A 15,457-nucleotide genomic window follows, 5' to 3' on the forward strand; every position below is an offset into this window, starting at 1 on the left:
GCGATCCTGTCGGCGTCGATGAGCACGGCGCCGAGCTCGACCAGGAGCGCGGCGACGGTCGACTTCCCGGAAGCGATCCCGCCCGTCAGGCCGACCTGCAACATGGTCGTCACTCTAGAGCGCGCCCGGCGCCTCGCGTGCGAAGGATCTCACGCGGCGTCGACCACAGCACGCGCGGCCTCGCGAGCCTCGACCGGGTCGGTGGCAGCCAACGCTGCACGGGCCGCTTCCTGGCAGCCGGCAAGACTGACGCCGGCCAGCCGCGCCCCTACTGCGGGCAGCGCAGCAGCCGCCGCCGAGAGCGAAGTCACTCCGAGGCCCACCAGAACGGCGGCGAGCAACGGGTCGGCAGCAGCCTCGCCACACACGCCGACTGGCTTTCCCGCACGGACACCGGCCTCAGCGGTCATCTTGACGAGCGCCAGCACAGCCGGCTGCCACGGATCGCTCAGTACCGCGAGCGAGGGTGAGAGTCGGTCGGCCGCCATCGTGTACTGCGTGAGGTCGTTGGTGCCGAGCGAGACGAAGTCGACCACCTCGAGCAGCGCGTCCGCGAGCAGGGCCGCCGCGGGGACCTCGATCATCACGCCGGGCACCAGCCCACGCTCGCGGACACGCTCGGCGAAGAAGGACGCCTCGGCCACGGTTGCGACCATCGGCGCCATCACCCACACGTTGCTGCCGGAGTGCTCGGCGGCCGCCGCGATCGCATCGAGCTGCCGGTCGAGGATCCCGGGGTCGTCCAGCGCGATCCGCAGCCCGCGGACACCCAGCGCCGGATTGGCCTCCTCGGGAAGCCCTGCGTACACCAGTGGCTTGTCCGAGCCGGCGTCGAGGGTACGGACTACGACCTTGGCATCCGCGAACGGCTCCATCACCTGGCCATAGATCGCCGCCTGCTGCTTGACGCTCGGCTCCGAGGACGCCGAGAGGAAACCCAGCTCGGTCCGGAACAACCCCACTCCTTGCGCCACTCCGGCAGCCGCCTCGCGCGCTGCTGCGCCATCGGCCACGTTGGCGAGCAACTCGACGGCATGACCGTCGGCGGTCTGCCCGGTCCCCCGCCATCGGGCCGCCTCGGCCGCGCGCTCGCCGGCAGCACCGACCTGCTGCTGGGCATCCGCGTCGTCCGGGTTCGCCACCAACGTGCCGGTCTCGCCGTCCACGAGCACAGGAGTCCCGGCCTGGATGTCGTCGAGACCGGCCACGGCCACCACGCACGGGATCCCGAGCTGGCGGGCGATGATCGCCGTGTGGCTGGTGGGCCCACCGAGGCGCGTCGCGAGCGCCACCACGAACGCCGGGTCGAGCAGCGCGGTGTCGGCCGGAGCCAGGTCGTCCGCCAGGAGCACGGACGGCACCTCGGGGGCCGGCACGCCCGGTTCGGGCAGCCCGAGCAACTCGGACACCACACGGTCGCGAATGTCCTCGAGGTCGGTCACCCGCTCGGCCATGAGGCCGCCGGCTGCCGCGAACATTCGCGTGAACTCCTGGGTGGCGGCCACAACCGCCTGCACCGCGGGCGTGCCTGCGCCGATCGCGGTGTCGACCGCGCCGGCGAGCGTGGGGTCCTGCGCCATCACTGCCGTGGTCGTGAGCACCTCGGCGGCCTGGCCCGTCGCCCGCCGTGCGCGATCGTCCAGCCGCTCAGCGACTGCCCCGACGGCGTCGTGGAACCTCTCGCGTTCGGCGTCCCGTCGGGCCTCGGGCACCTCCGCCGCAACACCGGAGACCGTCGGCCGGGGCGCTGGCCTCACGGCGGGCCCGTAGCCGGTACCGGGAACCACCGGGGTCCCATGGAGTGTGGTCGTGCCCATCCGGTCATGCCCTTCCGCCGCGAACGTCCGAACCAATGTAGGGAGCCGCAGGCAGGCCCGGTGGACGTTCTCGGTAGGTGCGGCTGTGATGCCACGCACAGCGGACGTTTCAAAGGCCGCCCATGGCCCCAACCCTGTGACCGAGGTCATCGGATGCCGCCGTCAGTCCGTCTCCCCCATCGGCGCGCGGAGATCGTGGGGCAGGTCGAGTGCATCGTCCACGGACGCACGGACCACGGCCACGCTGTCGGCGATGCGCTCGTGCGGAACGTGCACGAAGCCGGCGCGCCGCCCGGCGCGCTCCTGCGCCCACGACGCTGCGCGGTAGAACACGGCGTTGCACACGAACGTGCCGGCACTCATCGAGAGGTCGACCTCGCGCCCGGCCTCGCGCAGTCGTGCCACCGTGGCGCGCACCGGCAGCGAGGTCATGACGGCGAGCGGGGCTCCGGCGATCACTGGTTCATCGACAGGTTGTGCGCCGTCGTTGTCGGGAATGCGCGCATCGCGCAGGTTGACGGCGAGGCGCTCCACACCGGGGCGCGTTCTACCGGCGGCGAGGCCGACACCCACGATCACGTCGGGTCGCATCTCGGTCATCAGGTCCGCCAAGGCCTGCCCCGCTCGCCCATAGGCCACCGGCAGGACCGCGCGCCGCAGCTCCTCGGGCCGGTCCCAGCCTGCGGCAACGTGGTCGACCACAGTGGCCGAGGGATTGCTGTCGGCGCCGTCGAACGGTTCGAACGCCGTCAGCAGCACGGTTCTGATCACTGCGCGATCCTAGTGACGGGACGCGAACGGCCCGCCACCCCGATGGGTGACGGGCCGCCGTCGAACATCAGCCCGAAGGGCTCAGGTTCAGTTGCCGGTCAGCTTCTCACGAAGCGCGGCGAGCGCCTCGTCCGAGGCGAGCGTGCCGCTGGTCTCCGGAGCGGCGGAGCTGTAGCTCGCCGACTCCGCAGCTGCGCCACCGCTGCCCGCACCGGTGCCTGCCTCGTTGTCGGCCTCGGCAGCCTCCGCGACCTGCTTCTTGTGAGCCTCCCAGCGGGCGTGGGCGGTGGCGTACTGCGCCTCCCAGGCCTCGCGCTGGGCGTCGAAGCCCTCGAGCCACTCGTTGGTCTCCGGGTCGAAGCCCTCGGGGTACTTGTAGTTCCCCTGCTCGTCGTACTCGGCGGCCATGCCGTACAGCGACGGGTCGAAGTCCTCGCTGGAGGCGTCGACACCCTCGTTGGCCTGCTTGAGCGACAGCGAGATCCGGCGACGCTCGAGGTCGATGTCGATGACCTTGACGAACACCTCGTCGTCGACCTTCGCGACCTGCTCGGGCACCTCGACGTGGCGCTGGGCCAGCTCCGAGATGTGCACGAGCCCCTCGATGCCGTCCTCGACGCGCACGAACGCACCGAACGGGACGAGCTTGGTGACCTTACCGGGCACGACCTGGCCGATGGCGTGGGTGCGGGCGAACGCCTGCCACGGGTCCTCCTGCGTCGCCTTGAGCGACAGCGAGACGCGCTCGCGGTCGAAGTCGACGTCGAGCACCTCGACGGTGACCTCCTGGCCCACCTCGACGACCTCGTTCGGGTGGTCGATGTGCTTCCAGGACAGCTCGGACACGTGCACGAGCCCGTCGACGCCGCCGAGGTCCACGAACGCACCGAAGTTGACGATCGAGGAGACCACACCGCTGCGAACCTGGCCCTTGGCGAGGGTCTGCAGGAAGGTGGAGCGCACCTCGGACTGGGTCTGCTCGAGCCAGGCACGGCGCGAGAGCACGACGTTGTTGCGGTTCTTGTCGAGCTCGATGATCTTGGCCTCGATCTGCTGGCCGATGTACGGCTGCAGGTCGCGGACGCGGCGCATCTCCACCAGGGAGGCGGGGAGGAAGCCACGCAGGCCGATGTCCAGGATCAGGCCGCCCTTGACGACCTCGATGACGGTGCCGGTGACGACGCCGTCCTCTTCCTTGATCTTCTCGATGGTGCCCCAGGCGCGCTCGTACTGGGCGCGCTTCTTGGACAGCAGCAGGCGACCCTCCTTGTCCTCCTTCTGGAGAACGAGAGCCTCGACGTGCTCGCCCACCTCGACGACCTCGGTCGGGTCGACATCGTGCTTGATGGAGAGCTCGCGGGAAAGAATGACGCCTTCGGTCTTGTAGCCGATGTCGAGGAGAACCTCGTCACGGTCGACCTTGACGATGGTGCCTTCGACGATGTCACCGTCGTTGAAGTACTTGATGGTCGCGTCGATGGCTGCGAGGAAGTCTTCTTCCGAGCCGATGTCGTTGACGGCAACCTGCGGTGCGGCGGTGGTCGAAGGGGCGGTGATAGTCAAGAGATGAACTCCGTTGCGGACAGGGATAGTTGGGACATGCTGACTGGCTCGCGGCGGCGAGTGCCGCGCGGGCCCTGCGATGCTCCGCGCCCCCGTCGTTCGACCGCACCCGCGAACACGCGGGGACGACGTACGGGCGCACACGACGCACCAACAGAAAATTCTAGCATTCGGGTCCGCGGATCTGAACCGCGGCCGGCGATCCCTCGCGATCTCGTGCTAGCCGCGCGACCGGGCGATGGCACCCCAGATCGCCAGCACCACACCCTTGATCAGGAAGAAGGCACCGACCAGCACGAGCGCCAACGCTCCGAAGGCTGCGGTGCCTGTCAAACCCTGGCTTCCCATGTACACCATCACCGCGATGCCGGCGATGACGAGCAGCAGTCCGATACCGGCGGTCTTCAGGCCGCGGATCAGGCGGTCTCGCCCGCTCTCCGGCGCGACGGTGGCTGGTGCTGCAGGCTGCGGCTGGGCGGGCAGCCCGCTCGGTGTCTCGGTCACTGCGGGAGGCTAGCAGGCAGGAAGGCTCGGAGAGTGGCGAGGAAAGCATCCGGCTGCTCGGAGTGCACCCAGTGCCCGGCGCCCTTGACGGCAACCCTCACCGCGCGGGGGAACAGCGCACGCATCCTGGCCGCGTCGTCCTGACTGGTGTACTCGGACCGCTCCCCCACGACCCACAGCACGGGACCGTCGAAGGTCGAGTCACCGGCCTCGGGGAATCCGCCGACGACGTCCAGCGAGCTGCGGAGCAGGTCCAGGTTCGCGCGCCACTGCCAGCCGCGGTCGGTGCGGTGCAGGTTCTGGAGCAGGAACGCCCGCACCGTGCGGTTCGGGATGAGTTGCTCGAGCTGCTCATCGGCCTCGGCACGACCCTCCAGGACTGCGAGGTCGAGCGTGGCGAGCGATCCGAGCAGGTGCTCGAACTGAGAGACGTCGTGGCTGGGTCCGGGTGCGATGTCGACGACAACCAGCCGTTCCACCAGGTCCGGGTGTCGCAGCGCGAGCAACATCGCGACCTTGCCGCCGAGCGAGTGCCCCACCAGGTGCACGCGGGCGTCGACCTCGGCACGGACGGCCTCCGCTACCTCATCGGCCATCGCGACAAGGTCGACGGTCTCGGTCCAGCCCGAACGTCCGTGGTTCGGCAGGTCGACGAGCACGCTGCGGAACTCGGGCTGCAGTCCCTTGGCGATCGCCATGAAGTTGCGCCCCTGCCCGAAGAGCCCGTGCAGGAAGACGACGGCAGGTGAGTCCCCCGCGGTCGTCGGTTCAGCGGGTCCGACGGTCAACGTGTGCAGCACACCCATCACGCTACCCACCTGCGGCCGACACCCGCCGCCAGCCCGCCAGCCCGCCGAGATCGCAGATCCGTGCCGAGATCGTTGGTCTGGATCTACGAACTGGGCGCACAACCACGATCTCGGCAGCGGCGCAGCGGCGCTCGACGGGGGCGGAGTGGGATCCTAGCGAGGTGGAGAGTGCAGACCGTCCGCAGCTCGCGCGGGCCGGATACGAACCGGTCGACGGCGCCGCGGCTGCGCGAGCGAGCGCCACATGGTGGAGCGCTGAGGCGGCCGACTACCTGCAGGAGCACGGCACGTTCCTGGGCGACGTGGACTTCTGCTGGTGTCCCGAAGGGCTGCGGGAGTCCGAGGCGGCGCTGCTCGGCCAGATCGCGGACCTGCGTACACAGCGGGTGCTCGAGATCGGTGCGGGTGCTGCGCAGTGCTCCCGTTGGCTCCGCTCGCAGGGGGTCGACGCGGTCGCAACCGACATCGCCGAAGGCATGCTGGCCGCCGCTGCCGACCTCGATTCGCGCACCGGTATCGCGGTCCCGACCCATGTAGCAGATGCGCGCGACCTGCCGTTCGACGACGCGTCGTTCGACACCGCCTTCACGGCGTTCGGAGCGATCCCGTTCGTGCCCGACGCCGATGCGGTGCACCGCGAGGTGGCACGCGTGCTGCGCGCGGGCGGGCGCTGGGTGTTCTCCGTGACGCACCCGATCCGGTGGGCGTTCCCGGACGATCCCACGGATGCCGGTCTCACGGCGGTCCGCTCGTACTTCGACCGCACTCCTTACGTCGAGACCGGCGCGGACGCGCAACCGATCTATGCCGAGTTCCACCGCACCCTCGGCGATCACGTGCGTGACGTCGTCGGAGCCGGGTTCAGCATCGTGGATCTCGTGGAGCCGCAGTGGCCTGCGGACAACCTCGCAGTATGGGGCGGATGGGGTCCTGTCCGCGGGCGCGTTATTCCAGGGACCGCGATCCTCGTCTGTCGGCTCTCCTGATCACCCTCGTCGGGCGGTCTCAGGGGCCAGGGATGAGATGAGCCTCACGCAATCCTCGAATGCCCCCCGGTCGGCGAAGTGCTGACTGCGCAGCCGCACGGTGCCGCCCCGATGCCGGATCTGGAGCGTGGCCAACCCCTGAGTGGTGAGGAGCTTGAGTCGGCTGATCGACTCGGGAGCGATCACGACGGTTCGGCGCGACGTCTCTCCCTTCGGCGCCTCGATGCGCTGATCGGAGACCACGACCTCACGCCTCCCTGCGGCGATCACGGACACCAGCCCGATCGCACACGCGACGCCCAGCGCGGCCAACGCGAGGTAGAACCACCGGGCGATCTCGGGATCGACGTCGACGACGGAGTACATCCGCAGCCCCCAGCCTTGGGCGAACGCGTAGGCACCGAACGCGGCGAGCGCGACGCCGACCAGCACGCCGAACACCAGTGCACCCGGGCCGCTGCCGTAACTGAATCTCACTTCACGCACACGCTGAATCTACATGCGGACGTGGTGGGCGCCGCCTGCGCACCGACGGCCCGAGGACACCGAGGCCATCGCCCTAGGGGGCGACGCGACCGTTCTGGACGAAGGCGGCATGCGTCAACGGCATCAGGCTCGCCCAACCCTGCTCCATGAGCTCAGCACACATCTCGATCTCGCGCTGGGGATACGAAGGGAATCGTGCCTCGGAGTCCTTGGTGCGTAGCGACAGGAAGTTCATGAGGGAGCGGGCGTTCACGGTCACGTACATCGAGGAGTAGGTCGTCAGTGGAAGCACGATTCGTGCCACCTCCCGGGCGACGCCCTCCTCGAGCATCCGTTGGTAGGCCTCGTAAGCCACCTCGCACGCCCGACGGGTCTGGGCGATCACCAGACTGTGCTGCGCCTCGGAACCTGCCACGAACTCGTAGGCGCCAGGCTTGCCTTGTTGCACGAGCGCCCGCTCGGGGCCAGGCACATAGAACACCGGCCGGAGCTCCCGATACCGGCCCGATTCCTCGTTGTACGAGGCGATCCGATGTCGCATGAACTCACGGAACACGAAGATCGGCGCTTGCACGTAGAAGGTCATGGACGTGTGCTCGAAGGGCGAGCCGTGGCGGTCTCGCATCAGATAGTTGATCAGGCCAGCCGACCGGCCGGCCTCGGCGTCGACGTCCGCGAGGCTCTGCTCACCCTTCGTCGAAACTCGTGCGGCGAAAAGGACATCTTCGTCGCGAGCACTCGCTCGCACCATGTCGACGACGACGTTGGACCGGAACTCGATTGCGTACGACTGCACCCTCACTACCCTTCACTCACGCGTTCGGCCTCGCGGCGTGACTCGTCTCCACGGCTGGCCACCGACGTGCTCGGCGCTGGCACACACCACCGCGCTCAGTGACCCGCGTCCTGCCACGAACGCCCGACGCCGACGGAGACGTCCAGCGGCACCGACAACGCGGTGGCCGCACCCATCTGCTCCCGCAGCACCAGCTCGGCGGCCTCCGCTTCACCCGGCGCGACCTCGAGCACGAGCTCGTCGTGCACCTGCAGCAGCAGCCGCGTGGCCATGCCCTGTGCACGCAGCTCACGGTCGACGTTGATCATCGCGACCTTGATGATGTCGGCGGCACTGCCCTGGATCGGCGCGTTGAGGGCCATCCGCTCGGCCATCTCGCGGCGCTGCCGGTTGTCGCTGACCAGGTCGGGCAGGTATCGACGGCGGCCCAGGATCGTCTCGGTGTAGCCGTTGCCGCGGGCCTCGGCCACGATGTCGTCGAGGTAGGCGCGCACCGCGCCGAAGCGCTCGAAGTACTCCTCCATCAGGTCGCGAGCCTCGCCGGTGGAGATCTTGAGCTGGTTCGACAACCCGAAGGCGCTCAACCCGTACGCGAGGCCGTAGCTCATCGCCTTGATCTTGCTGCGCTGGGCGGGCGTCACGTCCTCGGGCTCGACGCCGAACACGCGCGAACCCACGAAGCTGTGCAGGTCCTCCCCCGACCGGAACGCCTCGATCAGCCCGGCATCACCGGACAGGTGCGCCATGATCCGCATCTCGATCTGGCTGTAGTCCGCGGTCATCAGGTTCTCGTAGCCCTCACCGACCACGAACGCCGCCCGGATCCGGTTGCCCTCCTCGGTGCGGATCGGGATGTTCTGCAGGTTGGGGTCCGACGACGACAACCGGCCCGTCGCCGCGATCGTCTGGCTGTAGGTGGTGTGGATGCGCCCATCCGGCGCCACCGTGCGCAGCAGCCCTTCCACGGTCTGACGGAGCCGGATCGCATCGCGGTGCGCCAGCAGGTGCTGCAGGAACGGGTGCTCGGTCTTGGCGTAGAGCTCAGCCAACGCATCGGCGTCGGTCGTGTATCCGGTCTTCGTCTTGCGGGTCTTCGGCATGTTCAGCTGGTCGAACAGCACCTCCTGCAGCTGCTTGGGCGACGACAGGTTCACCTCGCGATCGATCACGGCGTACGCCTCTGAGGCCGCGCCGTCCACCGATGCCGTGAAGTGCTTCTCCAGGTCGCGCAGGTAGTCGGCATCCGCCGCGATACCGGCCTTCTCCATGCGTGCCAGCACATCGATCACCGGCAGCTCAACGTCGGCGAGCAGCTCGGTACCGCCCCGACCCTCGAGGTCCTCACCGATCACGTCGGTGAGCTCGCGGACAGCAGCGGCCCGCATCGCGCTCAGCTCATCCTCCTCCGGCCCTTCGAGGCTGAGCATCTGCTGACCGCCCGCATCGGCACCGGCGCCCCCGATCTCCTTGTGCAGCCGCCGCACGGCGAGGTCGTCGAGTGCGAATAGCCGCTGATCGGGGTGACACAGGTACTCGGCCACCGCGGTGTCGAACGTGACACCGGCAAGCGGGAGGCCACGCCCGTCGAGGCTGTGCCACGCGCCCTTGGCGTCGTGGACCGCCTTCGGTTGCGACGCATCGGCCAGCCATGCGGCCAGCGCCGACTCGTCTTCGGGAGAGATGTCGGTCAGATCCAACGACAGGGCGGCTCCGCCGTCGTCGGAGATCGCGATGCCCCAGGCATCGCCGGAGCCGTGCGCCACGCTGCCGCGCACATCGATGCCCAGCACCTGACCCGTGCGCTCCGACAGCCAGTCGGCCACGCCGGCCCGGGCTACGTCCACCTCGAAGGGCGCCGCCTCGACGGTCTCGGCGTCGCTCGGCGTCATCGCGAAGAGCCTGTCGCGCAGGATCTTGAACTCGAGCGCGTCGAAGACCTGGTGCACCTGTTCGCGCGAGTACGGCTTGCGCTCCAGGTCGGCGAGCCCCAGCGGCAGAGCCACGTCGGTGTGAAGCCGGTTGATCTGCCGGTTGACGATCACCTGCTCCAGGTTGTTGCGCAGGTTCTCACCCGCGACGCCCCCGATCGACGGGGCGCTGGCGATGATGCCGTCGAGCCCGCCGTAGCTGAGGATCCACTTGGCGGCCGTCTTGGGACCGACCTTGGGCACGCCGGGCAGGTTGTCGCTCGACTCCCCCACCAGCGCCGCCAGGTCGCTGTAGCTCGACGGCGGAATGCCGTACTTCTCCTCGACCGCGGCGGCGTCCATCCGCGCAAGATCGGAGACCCCCTTGCGCGGGTAGAGCACCTGCACCCGGTCGTTGATCAGCTGGAAGGTGTCACGGTCGCCCGAGCAGATCAGCACGTCCATGTCGGCTTCGCCGCCCTGCAGCGCGAGGGTCGCGAGCACGTCATCGGCTTCGTAGCCCTCGATACCCAACCGCGGGATCGCCAGTGCCTCGAGCACCTGCTCGATCAGCGGGATCTGCCCCTTGAACTCGTCCGGACTGGCGCTGCGGTTCGCCTTGTACTCGGCGTAGGTCTCGGTGCGGAACGCGGCACCACTGACGTCGAAGGCCACCGCCACGTGCGTCGGCTCGATGTCCCGGAGCAGGTTGATCAGCATCGAGGTGAAGCCATAGACGGCGTTCGTGTGCTGCCCCGTGGTGGTGGAGAAGTTCTCCACCGGGAGAGCGAAGAACGCCCGGTAGGCCATCGAGTGGCCGTCGATGATCAAGAGCTGGGGTCGCGCCGATGCCGTCACGGTGCCAGCCTAGGCGTCATGTCCGACACTGAAGAGACGAGCACGAGATTCCCCTTGGCCGGCACGCTGCTCGAGCGCATGGGGATCGAGATCACCGAGGCGAGCGCCCAGCGCACAGCCGGCACGATGCCCGTGGCCGGGAACATCCAGCCCGCCGGGCTGCTGCACGGCGGGGCCTCGGTGGTCCTCGCCGAGAGCCTCGGCTCGATCGCGGCGACCCTGCACGCCGGCCCTGGCCGCCACGCGGTCGGTATCGAGGTCGGCGCCACCCATCATCGCGCCGTGCGCGACGGCGTGGTGTCGGGTGTGGCCACGCCGCTACACCTCGGGCGGTCGGTCGCCAGCTACGAGATCGTCCTCACCGATGAGCGGGAGCGCCGCGTCTGCACCGCACGGCTCACGTGCATGCTGGTCGACGCCTGAGGCGACGGCGAAGGCCGGGCAACCACGTGGGTCGCCCGGCCCTCACCGGTCTCGTTCAAGTGGTCGATCAGTCTCCGACTGAACCCACCACGTCGCCGTACTCCTCGAGCCACTCGGCCACACCGGCGGCCGGGTCGCCCTCGTTCTGAACGGTCGCGAGGTCCTCCAGGGCGCCGTACTGGGTGTCGTCCAGCTGCAGCTGGCCGATCCACTCAGCAGCCTCCGGGAACTCCTCAGCGAAACCGGTGCGGCCCAGGAAGTGCAGGCTCTCCGGCTCACCGAAGGCGCCCTCGGGGTCCTCGAGGTCACGGACGTTGTACTCGGCGTTCGCCCAGAAGGGCCGCCACAGCGTCACGACGATCTCGTCCTCGGCGTTGATCGCCGTCTCGAGCTCCGCGATCATCGCAGTGGTCGACGACGTCACCAGGCTGAAGCCCGCCTCGTCCAGGCCGTACGTGGGGATGACGCTGTTCTGGGTGGCCTCGGTGAGACCAGCGCCGGGCTCGATGCCGACGATCCGACCGCCGAGCTCGTCGACGTAGTCAGGCAGATCCGCGATCGAGGTGATTTCGCTGTACTCGGGGACTGCGAACGTCAGAACGGCACCGTCGTAGTACGAACCGATGTCCTCGATCTGGTCGCCGTACTCCTCCATGTAGGAGGCGTGCGTCACCTCGGGCCAGGCCGACGGGTAGAGGTCGACATCGCCGTTGGCCAGCGCCGTGTAGAGAACACCAGCGTCGGCGAGCTCCTGGTGCTCCACGGTGTAGCCGGCCTCCTCGAGCTTGTTCTCGAGCAGGAAGGCCGTGCTCAGGCCATCGGTCCACGACGGGATGTAGCCGAGCGTGATCGTGCCCAGGTCACCACCATCGCCGCCTCCGGTCTCGCTGGTGTCGTCGCCGGTCGCGCCGTCATCGCCGGTGTCGGCGTTGTCAGGGTTGCACGCGGCGAGCGTGAGGCCGAGTGCAGCAGCTGCGCCCAGCGCGACCACCTGGCGGCGGCCGAAAGTCATACGGGACTTCATGGGTACTCCTTCTCTCCAGAGGTTCTGGTTCGATGGTCGATGGTTTGGTCTAGGCGGCCCCACCGGAGGCGCGGGCGGACTGCTTCTGCTGGCTGACGTCCTGCGCGTCCGACTGCTCTGCGGCCACCGCCTCCTGGGCAGCGGCCTTGCGCCGTCCGCGCACCATGGCACTGAGTGAGTGCGGGGTCGGCTTGCCGACGGCGCCGGTGATCCTGTCGAGGAAGATCGCAAGGATGACGATCGCAAGCCCGGCTTCGAAGCCAACGGCCACGTTGACCCGGCCGAACGCATTCGTCACGACCTGTCCGAGGCCGGGAGCCCCGACGAAGCCGGCGATCACGACCATCGACAGCGCAAGCATGATGACCTGGTTGACGCCGGCCATGATCGTGGGCAGGCCGAGTGGAAGCTGGATGCCGCGCAGGATCTGCCCGGGGGTCCCGCCGAACGCATGCCCGGCCTCGACGGTCTCGGCGTCAACCTGTCGGATCGCGAGCTCTGTCAGCCGCACGCCGGGTGCAATGGCGAACACGATGGTTGCCACCACGCCGGGTGCGTAGCCGATGCTGAAGAAGATGACCACGGGCACGAGGTAGACGAGCGCCGGGATGGTCTGCAGGAAGTCGAGCACTGGGCGCACCAGCATGCTGACGACGGAGCTCCGGGCTGCCAGGATCCCGATCGGGATGCCGACGACCAGCGCAACGGCCGTGGCCACGAGCACCATCGAGAGCGTCTGCATCGCTGGGTCCCACAGCTCCATGCTCATCGTGAGGACCAGGCCGACGAGCACGAACAGGGCGAACCAGAGCGAGCGCACCCACGCGGCGATGAGCGCGAAGACGGCGGCAACCAGCAGCGGGTGGAACAGCAACAGGAAGGTCGTCAGGCCGCCTGCCGTCGTGTTGAAGGCGTTCGTGATCCAGGCGAGCAGCTCGGGCAGGTGCGCCTTGATCCAGTCGACGAGGGCGTCTGCTCCGGCGCCGAGCGGGATGTGGGGAAGCCAGCTCACAGGGCACCTCCATCGTTCTCGAGGGTCGGGTCCGGCGTGCTGTCGTTGCCGTTGCTGCTCGGGTCGGCGAGCGCCGCGAGAAGGGTGACCCTCGGGATCAGCCCGACGAGCAGGCCCCTGTCATCGACGACGGCGATCGGTGCCCGGTTGGACGCCGCGTCCGCGAACAGATCGGCCAGCTGGGTGTCCGGGCTGGCCGTGGCCACCTCACGTGAGGGTCGGGGCATGGAGTCGGCGCCCGCCTTGAGCGCCTCGACCACGTCCTCCTCCCAGACGATGCCCTGCACACGGCGGTCCTTGCTGACCACCAGCAGCGCCGACGTCTGGTTCTCGCGCATCAGCCGGTGCGCGGTGCGCGGTCCTGCATCGGGACCGACCACGGCCACGGGACGCTCCATGATCGAGCTCGCGGTGAGTACCCGGGTGCGGTCAACCTCGGCCACGAACTGCGCGACATAGTCGTTGGCCGGGTCGGTGAGGATCTCCTCGGGCGTGCCGACCTGCACGATTCGGCCGTCGCGCATCATCGCGATGCGGTCACCGAGGCGCATCGCCTCGTTGAGGTCGTGCGTGATGAACACGATCGTCATGCCGAGCTCGGCCTGCAGCTCGAGCAGCTGGTCCTGCATCTCCTTGCGGATCAGCGGGTCGAGTGCGCTGAACGCCTCGTCCATCAACAGGATGTCGGTTCCTGCGGCCAGCGCCCGGGCGAGACCCACGCGCTGCCGCATGCCACCGGAGAGCTCGGAGGGCAGATACCCGCCCCATCCGTCGAGACCGACCTTGGCGAGTGCTTCCTCGGCGCGCGCCATCCGCTCGGCCTTCGGGACACCGCGCAGCTGCAGCGCGTACGCGGCGTTCTCGGCCACGGTGCGGTGCGGCAGCAGGGCGAAGTGCTGGAACACCATCGAGATGCGATCACGGCGGATCTGGCGGACCTGCCGCGGCGACGCGCCCACGAGCTGGTCCTCGCCGATCAGGATCGAGCCTGCGGTCGGCTCGAGCAGCCCGTTGAGGGTGCGGATCAAGGTCGACTTGCCGGAGCCGGACAGGCCCATGACGACGAAGATCTCGCCGTTCTTGACCTCGAAGCTCGCGTCGATGACGGCGGCCGTGGTGCCCTTGGGCAAGTCGCCGCGGTCACCGCCTCCCTGGAGGAAGTCAACAGCCTGGTGCGCGCTCTTTCCGAAGACCTTGAAGAGTCCGTCGACAGTGAGGGCAAGGTCGGATGACGGCAGCGCGTCGTCCTGGGCGCTCTGCGCAGTGGTTGTCTCGGTCACGTTTCCTGTGCCTCGACACAACACTCATCGAGGTCTTGGGTTACGGTCCGGGCCTCCGGAGGCGGGCTTCGATCCACGCGCCGCTTCGAGCGGCACCACCACCGGCTGCCATACGCCCGCCAGTGAGGTGGCGGCCGCGGCCTGGGCTTGACGGCCGACTCCGTTCCCCACACGGTTTCGGGCCTCATGGCACCGTAGCAGGCAGATTCCGCGGCTCCATGACCCGGTACTGACACAGGAATCGCCGTTGGGCCGCATGATCGTGCGGCTCTGACCGGATCGGCGGCTAGCCCAGACCGTTAGCGAATCGTGACCTCAGCCATACCTTCGAGGCCCGACCCGGACCTCAGTGACCGGCAGTCGAAGGCGAGCGTCGGCTCGAGCCGCCCAGGGCGAGACCACGGGCCGGGGTGGGTGGAAGACCACGCGAGCGACGCCGTCGAGCAATCAACTCATCGATTCCCCGGGCGCGACGTGGAGTCGCCAGGATCTCCAGCCGGCGCTGCAGCACAGCGGTCTCCGCGATCCGGCGGGTCGCCGCCGGCTGGAATCCGAGTCCCGACAGGAAGCGCTGCTCGGAGCGGCTGCCGGTGAGTGGCATCGTGACAACGTGGCTGGCGTCGCCCTCGGCGGCGACCTGCGCGGCGAGCGCCATCAGCATGCGCCCGACTCCGTGGCGCCGGTGGGCCGAGTCGACGTACAACGCCTCCAGCTGGAGGAACGCGACGTCCGAGAACAGGTTGACACCCACATGCTGGGTCAGGGCGACGCCCACGATGACGTCATCGCCGTGATCAGCGACCAACAGGTGCGTGCCCGGCATGCCGCACCAGGCGGCCAACTGCTCGCCGAGCGTCTCGGAGTCCGGGCTGCACAGCTGCGGGCCGAGCGGCGAGTCCGCCCGTGCGAGCCTGAGCAGGTCGACGACTTGAGGAATGTCCTCACGCCGGGCCAACCTCGCCACCGGGCTGTGCCGCACGCGTGCTCTCCCTCTCTGACTGGACGTGAACCCGCCCACCTTACGCCTGTGGCGCGCGGTGCGGGCGAACTCAGTCGGCTGCTCGGCCGACCTGGTCGATCACGGCGTCGGCGACCTCGCGCATCGTGAGGCGACGATCCATGGACGTCTTCTGGATCCAGCGGAACGCTTCCGGCTCCGACAGGCCCATCCGCGTCATCAGGAGGCCCTTGGCTCGGTCGACTCGCTTGCGGGTCTCGAAC

16 protein-coding genes are annotated in these 15,457 nt (G+C 68.8%); 2 read left to right on the top strand and 14 right to left on the bottom strand.

The features are described 5' to 3' along the window. The 6 genes from ACOJSN_RS20575 to ACOJSN_RS20600 form a co-directional block, all read right to left on the bottom strand. The coding region (locus tag ACOJSN_RS20575; RefSeq protein ID WP_420114361.1) for a dephospho-CoA kinase at positions 1 to 104 on the bottom strand (104 nt) is incomplete at its 3' end. Positions 105 to 149: 45 nt separating this feature from the next. Beyond that, positions 150 to 1,817, bottom strand: a complete 1,668-nt coding sequence (locus ACOJSN_RS20580) for a phosphoenolpyruvate--protein phosphotransferase (RefSeq protein ID WP_420114348.1) — start codon at positions 1,815 to 1,817, stop codon at positions 150 to 152. Positions 1,818 to 1,979: 162 nt separating this feature from the next. After that, a complete protein-coding gene (locus tag ACOJSN_RS20585) occupies positions 1,980 to 2,588 on the bottom strand; it encodes a pyroglutamyl-peptidase I (RefSeq protein ID WP_420114349.1) in 609 nt (202 codons plus the stop codon). A gap of 87 nt (positions 2,589 to 2,675) precedes the next feature. After that, positions 2,676 to 4,151 carry a 30S ribosomal protein S1 gene (gene rpsA / locus ACOJSN_RS20590; protein WP_420114350.1) on the bottom strand — a complete coding sequence of 492 codons (1,476 nt, stop codon included), beginning with the start codon at positions 4,149 to 4,151 and terminating at the stop codon, positions 2,676 to 2,678. Positions 4,152 to 4,370: 219 nt separating this feature from the next. Continuing rightward, positions 4,371 to 4,655, bottom strand: a complete 285-nt coding sequence (locus ACOJSN_RS20595) for a hypothetical protein (RefSeq protein ID WP_420114351.1) — start codon at positions 4,653 to 4,655, stop codon at positions 4,371 to 4,373. Then, a complete protein-coding gene (locus ACOJSN_RS20600; protein WP_420114352.1) occupies positions 4,652 to 5,461 on the bottom strand; it encodes an alpha/beta fold hydrolase in 810 nt (269 codons plus the stop codon). The genes ACOJSN_RS20595 and ACOJSN_RS20600 overlap by 4 nt, the downstream gene beginning before the upstream one ends. Positions 5,462 to 5,625: 164 nt before the next feature. Here ACOJSN_RS20600 and ACOJSN_RS20605 point away from each other — a divergent pair, with 164 nt between their 5' ends. Beyond that, positions 5,626 to 6,450 (top strand): class I SAM-dependent methyltransferase, encoded by an 825-nt coding sequence (locus tag ACOJSN_RS20605; RefSeq protein WP_420114353.1) that lies wholly within the window; start codon positions 5,626 to 5,628, stop codon positions 6,448 to 6,450. Here the strand turns inward: ACOJSN_RS20605 and ACOJSN_RS20610 are convergent, their stop codons facing one another. From ACOJSN_RS20610 to polA, 3 genes are all read right to left on the bottom strand, one after another. Continuing rightward, positions 6,451 to 6,936 (bottom strand): hypothetical protein, encoded by a 486-nt coding sequence (locus ACOJSN_RS20610; RefSeq protein ID WP_420114354.1) that lies wholly within the window; start codon positions 6,934 to 6,936, stop codon positions 6,451 to 6,453. It abuts the gene before it with no gap. Between the two features lie 73 nt (positions 6,937 to 7,009). Next, a complete protein-coding gene (gene thyX, locus ACOJSN_RS20615) occupies positions 7,010 to 7,687 on the bottom strand; it encodes an FAD-dependent thymidylate synthase (RefSeq protein WP_420114362.1) in 678 nt (225 codons plus the stop codon). 140 nt (positions 7,688 to 7,827) lie between these two features. After that, on the bottom strand, positions 7,828 to 10,497 hold the full coding sequence (gene polA, locus ACOJSN_RS20620; RefSeq protein ID WP_420114355.1) for a DNA polymerase I: 2,670 nt from the start codon (positions 10,495 to 10,497) through the stop codon (positions 7,828 to 7,830). A gap of 18 nt (positions 10,498 to 10,515) precedes the next feature. Between polA and ACOJSN_RS20625 the strand changes: the two genes are divergently transcribed. Further along, positions 10,516 to 10,920, top strand: coding sequence for a hotdog fold thioesterase (locus tag ACOJSN_RS20625; RefSeq protein ID WP_420114356.1), 405 nt, complete (start codon positions 10,516 to 10,518; stop codon positions 10,918 to 10,920). 67 nt (positions 10,921 to 10,987) lie between these two features. On the opposite strand, the gene ACOJSN_RS20630 is transcribed toward ACOJSN_RS20625, so the two are convergent. The 5 genes from ACOJSN_RS20630 to ACOJSN_RS20650 all read right to left on the bottom strand — a co-directional run. Further along, complete coding sequence (locus ACOJSN_RS20630; protein ID WP_420114357.1) at positions 10,988 to 11,944, bottom strand: glycine betaine ABC transporter substrate-binding protein; 957 nt, start codon at positions 11,942 to 11,944, stop codon at positions 10,988 to 10,990. 49 nt (positions 11,945 to 11,993) lie between these two features. Next, positions 11,994 to 12,956 carry an ABC transporter permease gene (locus tag ACOJSN_RS20635; RefSeq protein WP_420114358.1) on the bottom strand — a complete coding sequence of 321 codons (963 nt, stop codon included), beginning with the start codon at positions 12,954 to 12,956 and terminating at the stop codon, positions 11,994 to 11,996. Next, on the bottom strand, positions 12,953 to 14,236 hold the full coding sequence (locus ACOJSN_RS20640; RefSeq protein WP_420114359.1) for a quaternary amine ABC transporter ATP-binding protein: 1,284 nt from the start codon (positions 14,234 to 14,236) through the stop codon (positions 12,953 to 12,955). Before ACOJSN_RS20640 ends, ACOJSN_RS20635 begins: the two co-directional genes overlap by 4 nt. Positions 14,237 to 14,582: 346 nt before the next feature. Next, positions 14,583 to 15,215 carry a GNAT family N-acetyltransferase gene (locus ACOJSN_RS20645; RefSeq protein WP_420114360.1) on the bottom strand — a complete coding sequence of 211 codons (633 nt, stop codon included), beginning with the start codon at positions 15,213 to 15,215 and terminating at the stop codon, positions 14,583 to 14,585. A 70-nt stretch (positions 15,216 to 15,285) separates the two neighbouring features. After that, positions 15,286 to 15,457 (bottom strand): ANTAR domain-containing response regulator (locus ACOJSN_RS20650; protein WP_420114363.1); only part of this gene is annotated, 172 nt, incomplete at its 5' end.

The sequence above is a fragment of the Pseudactinotalea sp. genome, from assembly GCF_048594945.1.
Classification (GTDB): domain Bacteria; phylum Actinomycetota; class Actinomycetes; order Actinomycetales; family Beutenbergiaceae; genus Pseudactinotalea.

Coding starts and splice junctions, on each gene's coding strand:
- ACOJSN_RS20580 (WP_420114348.1), bottom strand. CDS start 1,817: ATGGGCACGACCACACTCCATGGGACCCCGGTGGTTCCCGGTACCGGC.
- ACOJSN_RS20600 (WP_420114352.1), bottom strand. CDS start 5,461: ATGGGTGTGCTGCACACGTTGACCGTCGGACCCGCTGAACCGACGACC.
- thyX (WP_420114362.1), bottom strand. CDS start 7,687: ATGGTGCGAGCGAGTGCTCGCGACGAAGATGTCCTTTTCGCCGCACGA.
- ACOJSN_RS20625 (WP_420114356.1), top strand. CDS start 10,516: ATGTCCGACACTGAAGAGACGAGCACGAGATTCCCCTTGGCCGGCACG.
- ACOJSN_RS20630 (WP_420114357.1), bottom strand. CDS start 11,944: ATGAAGTCCCGTATGACTTTCGGCCGCCGCCAGGTGGTCGCGCTGGGC.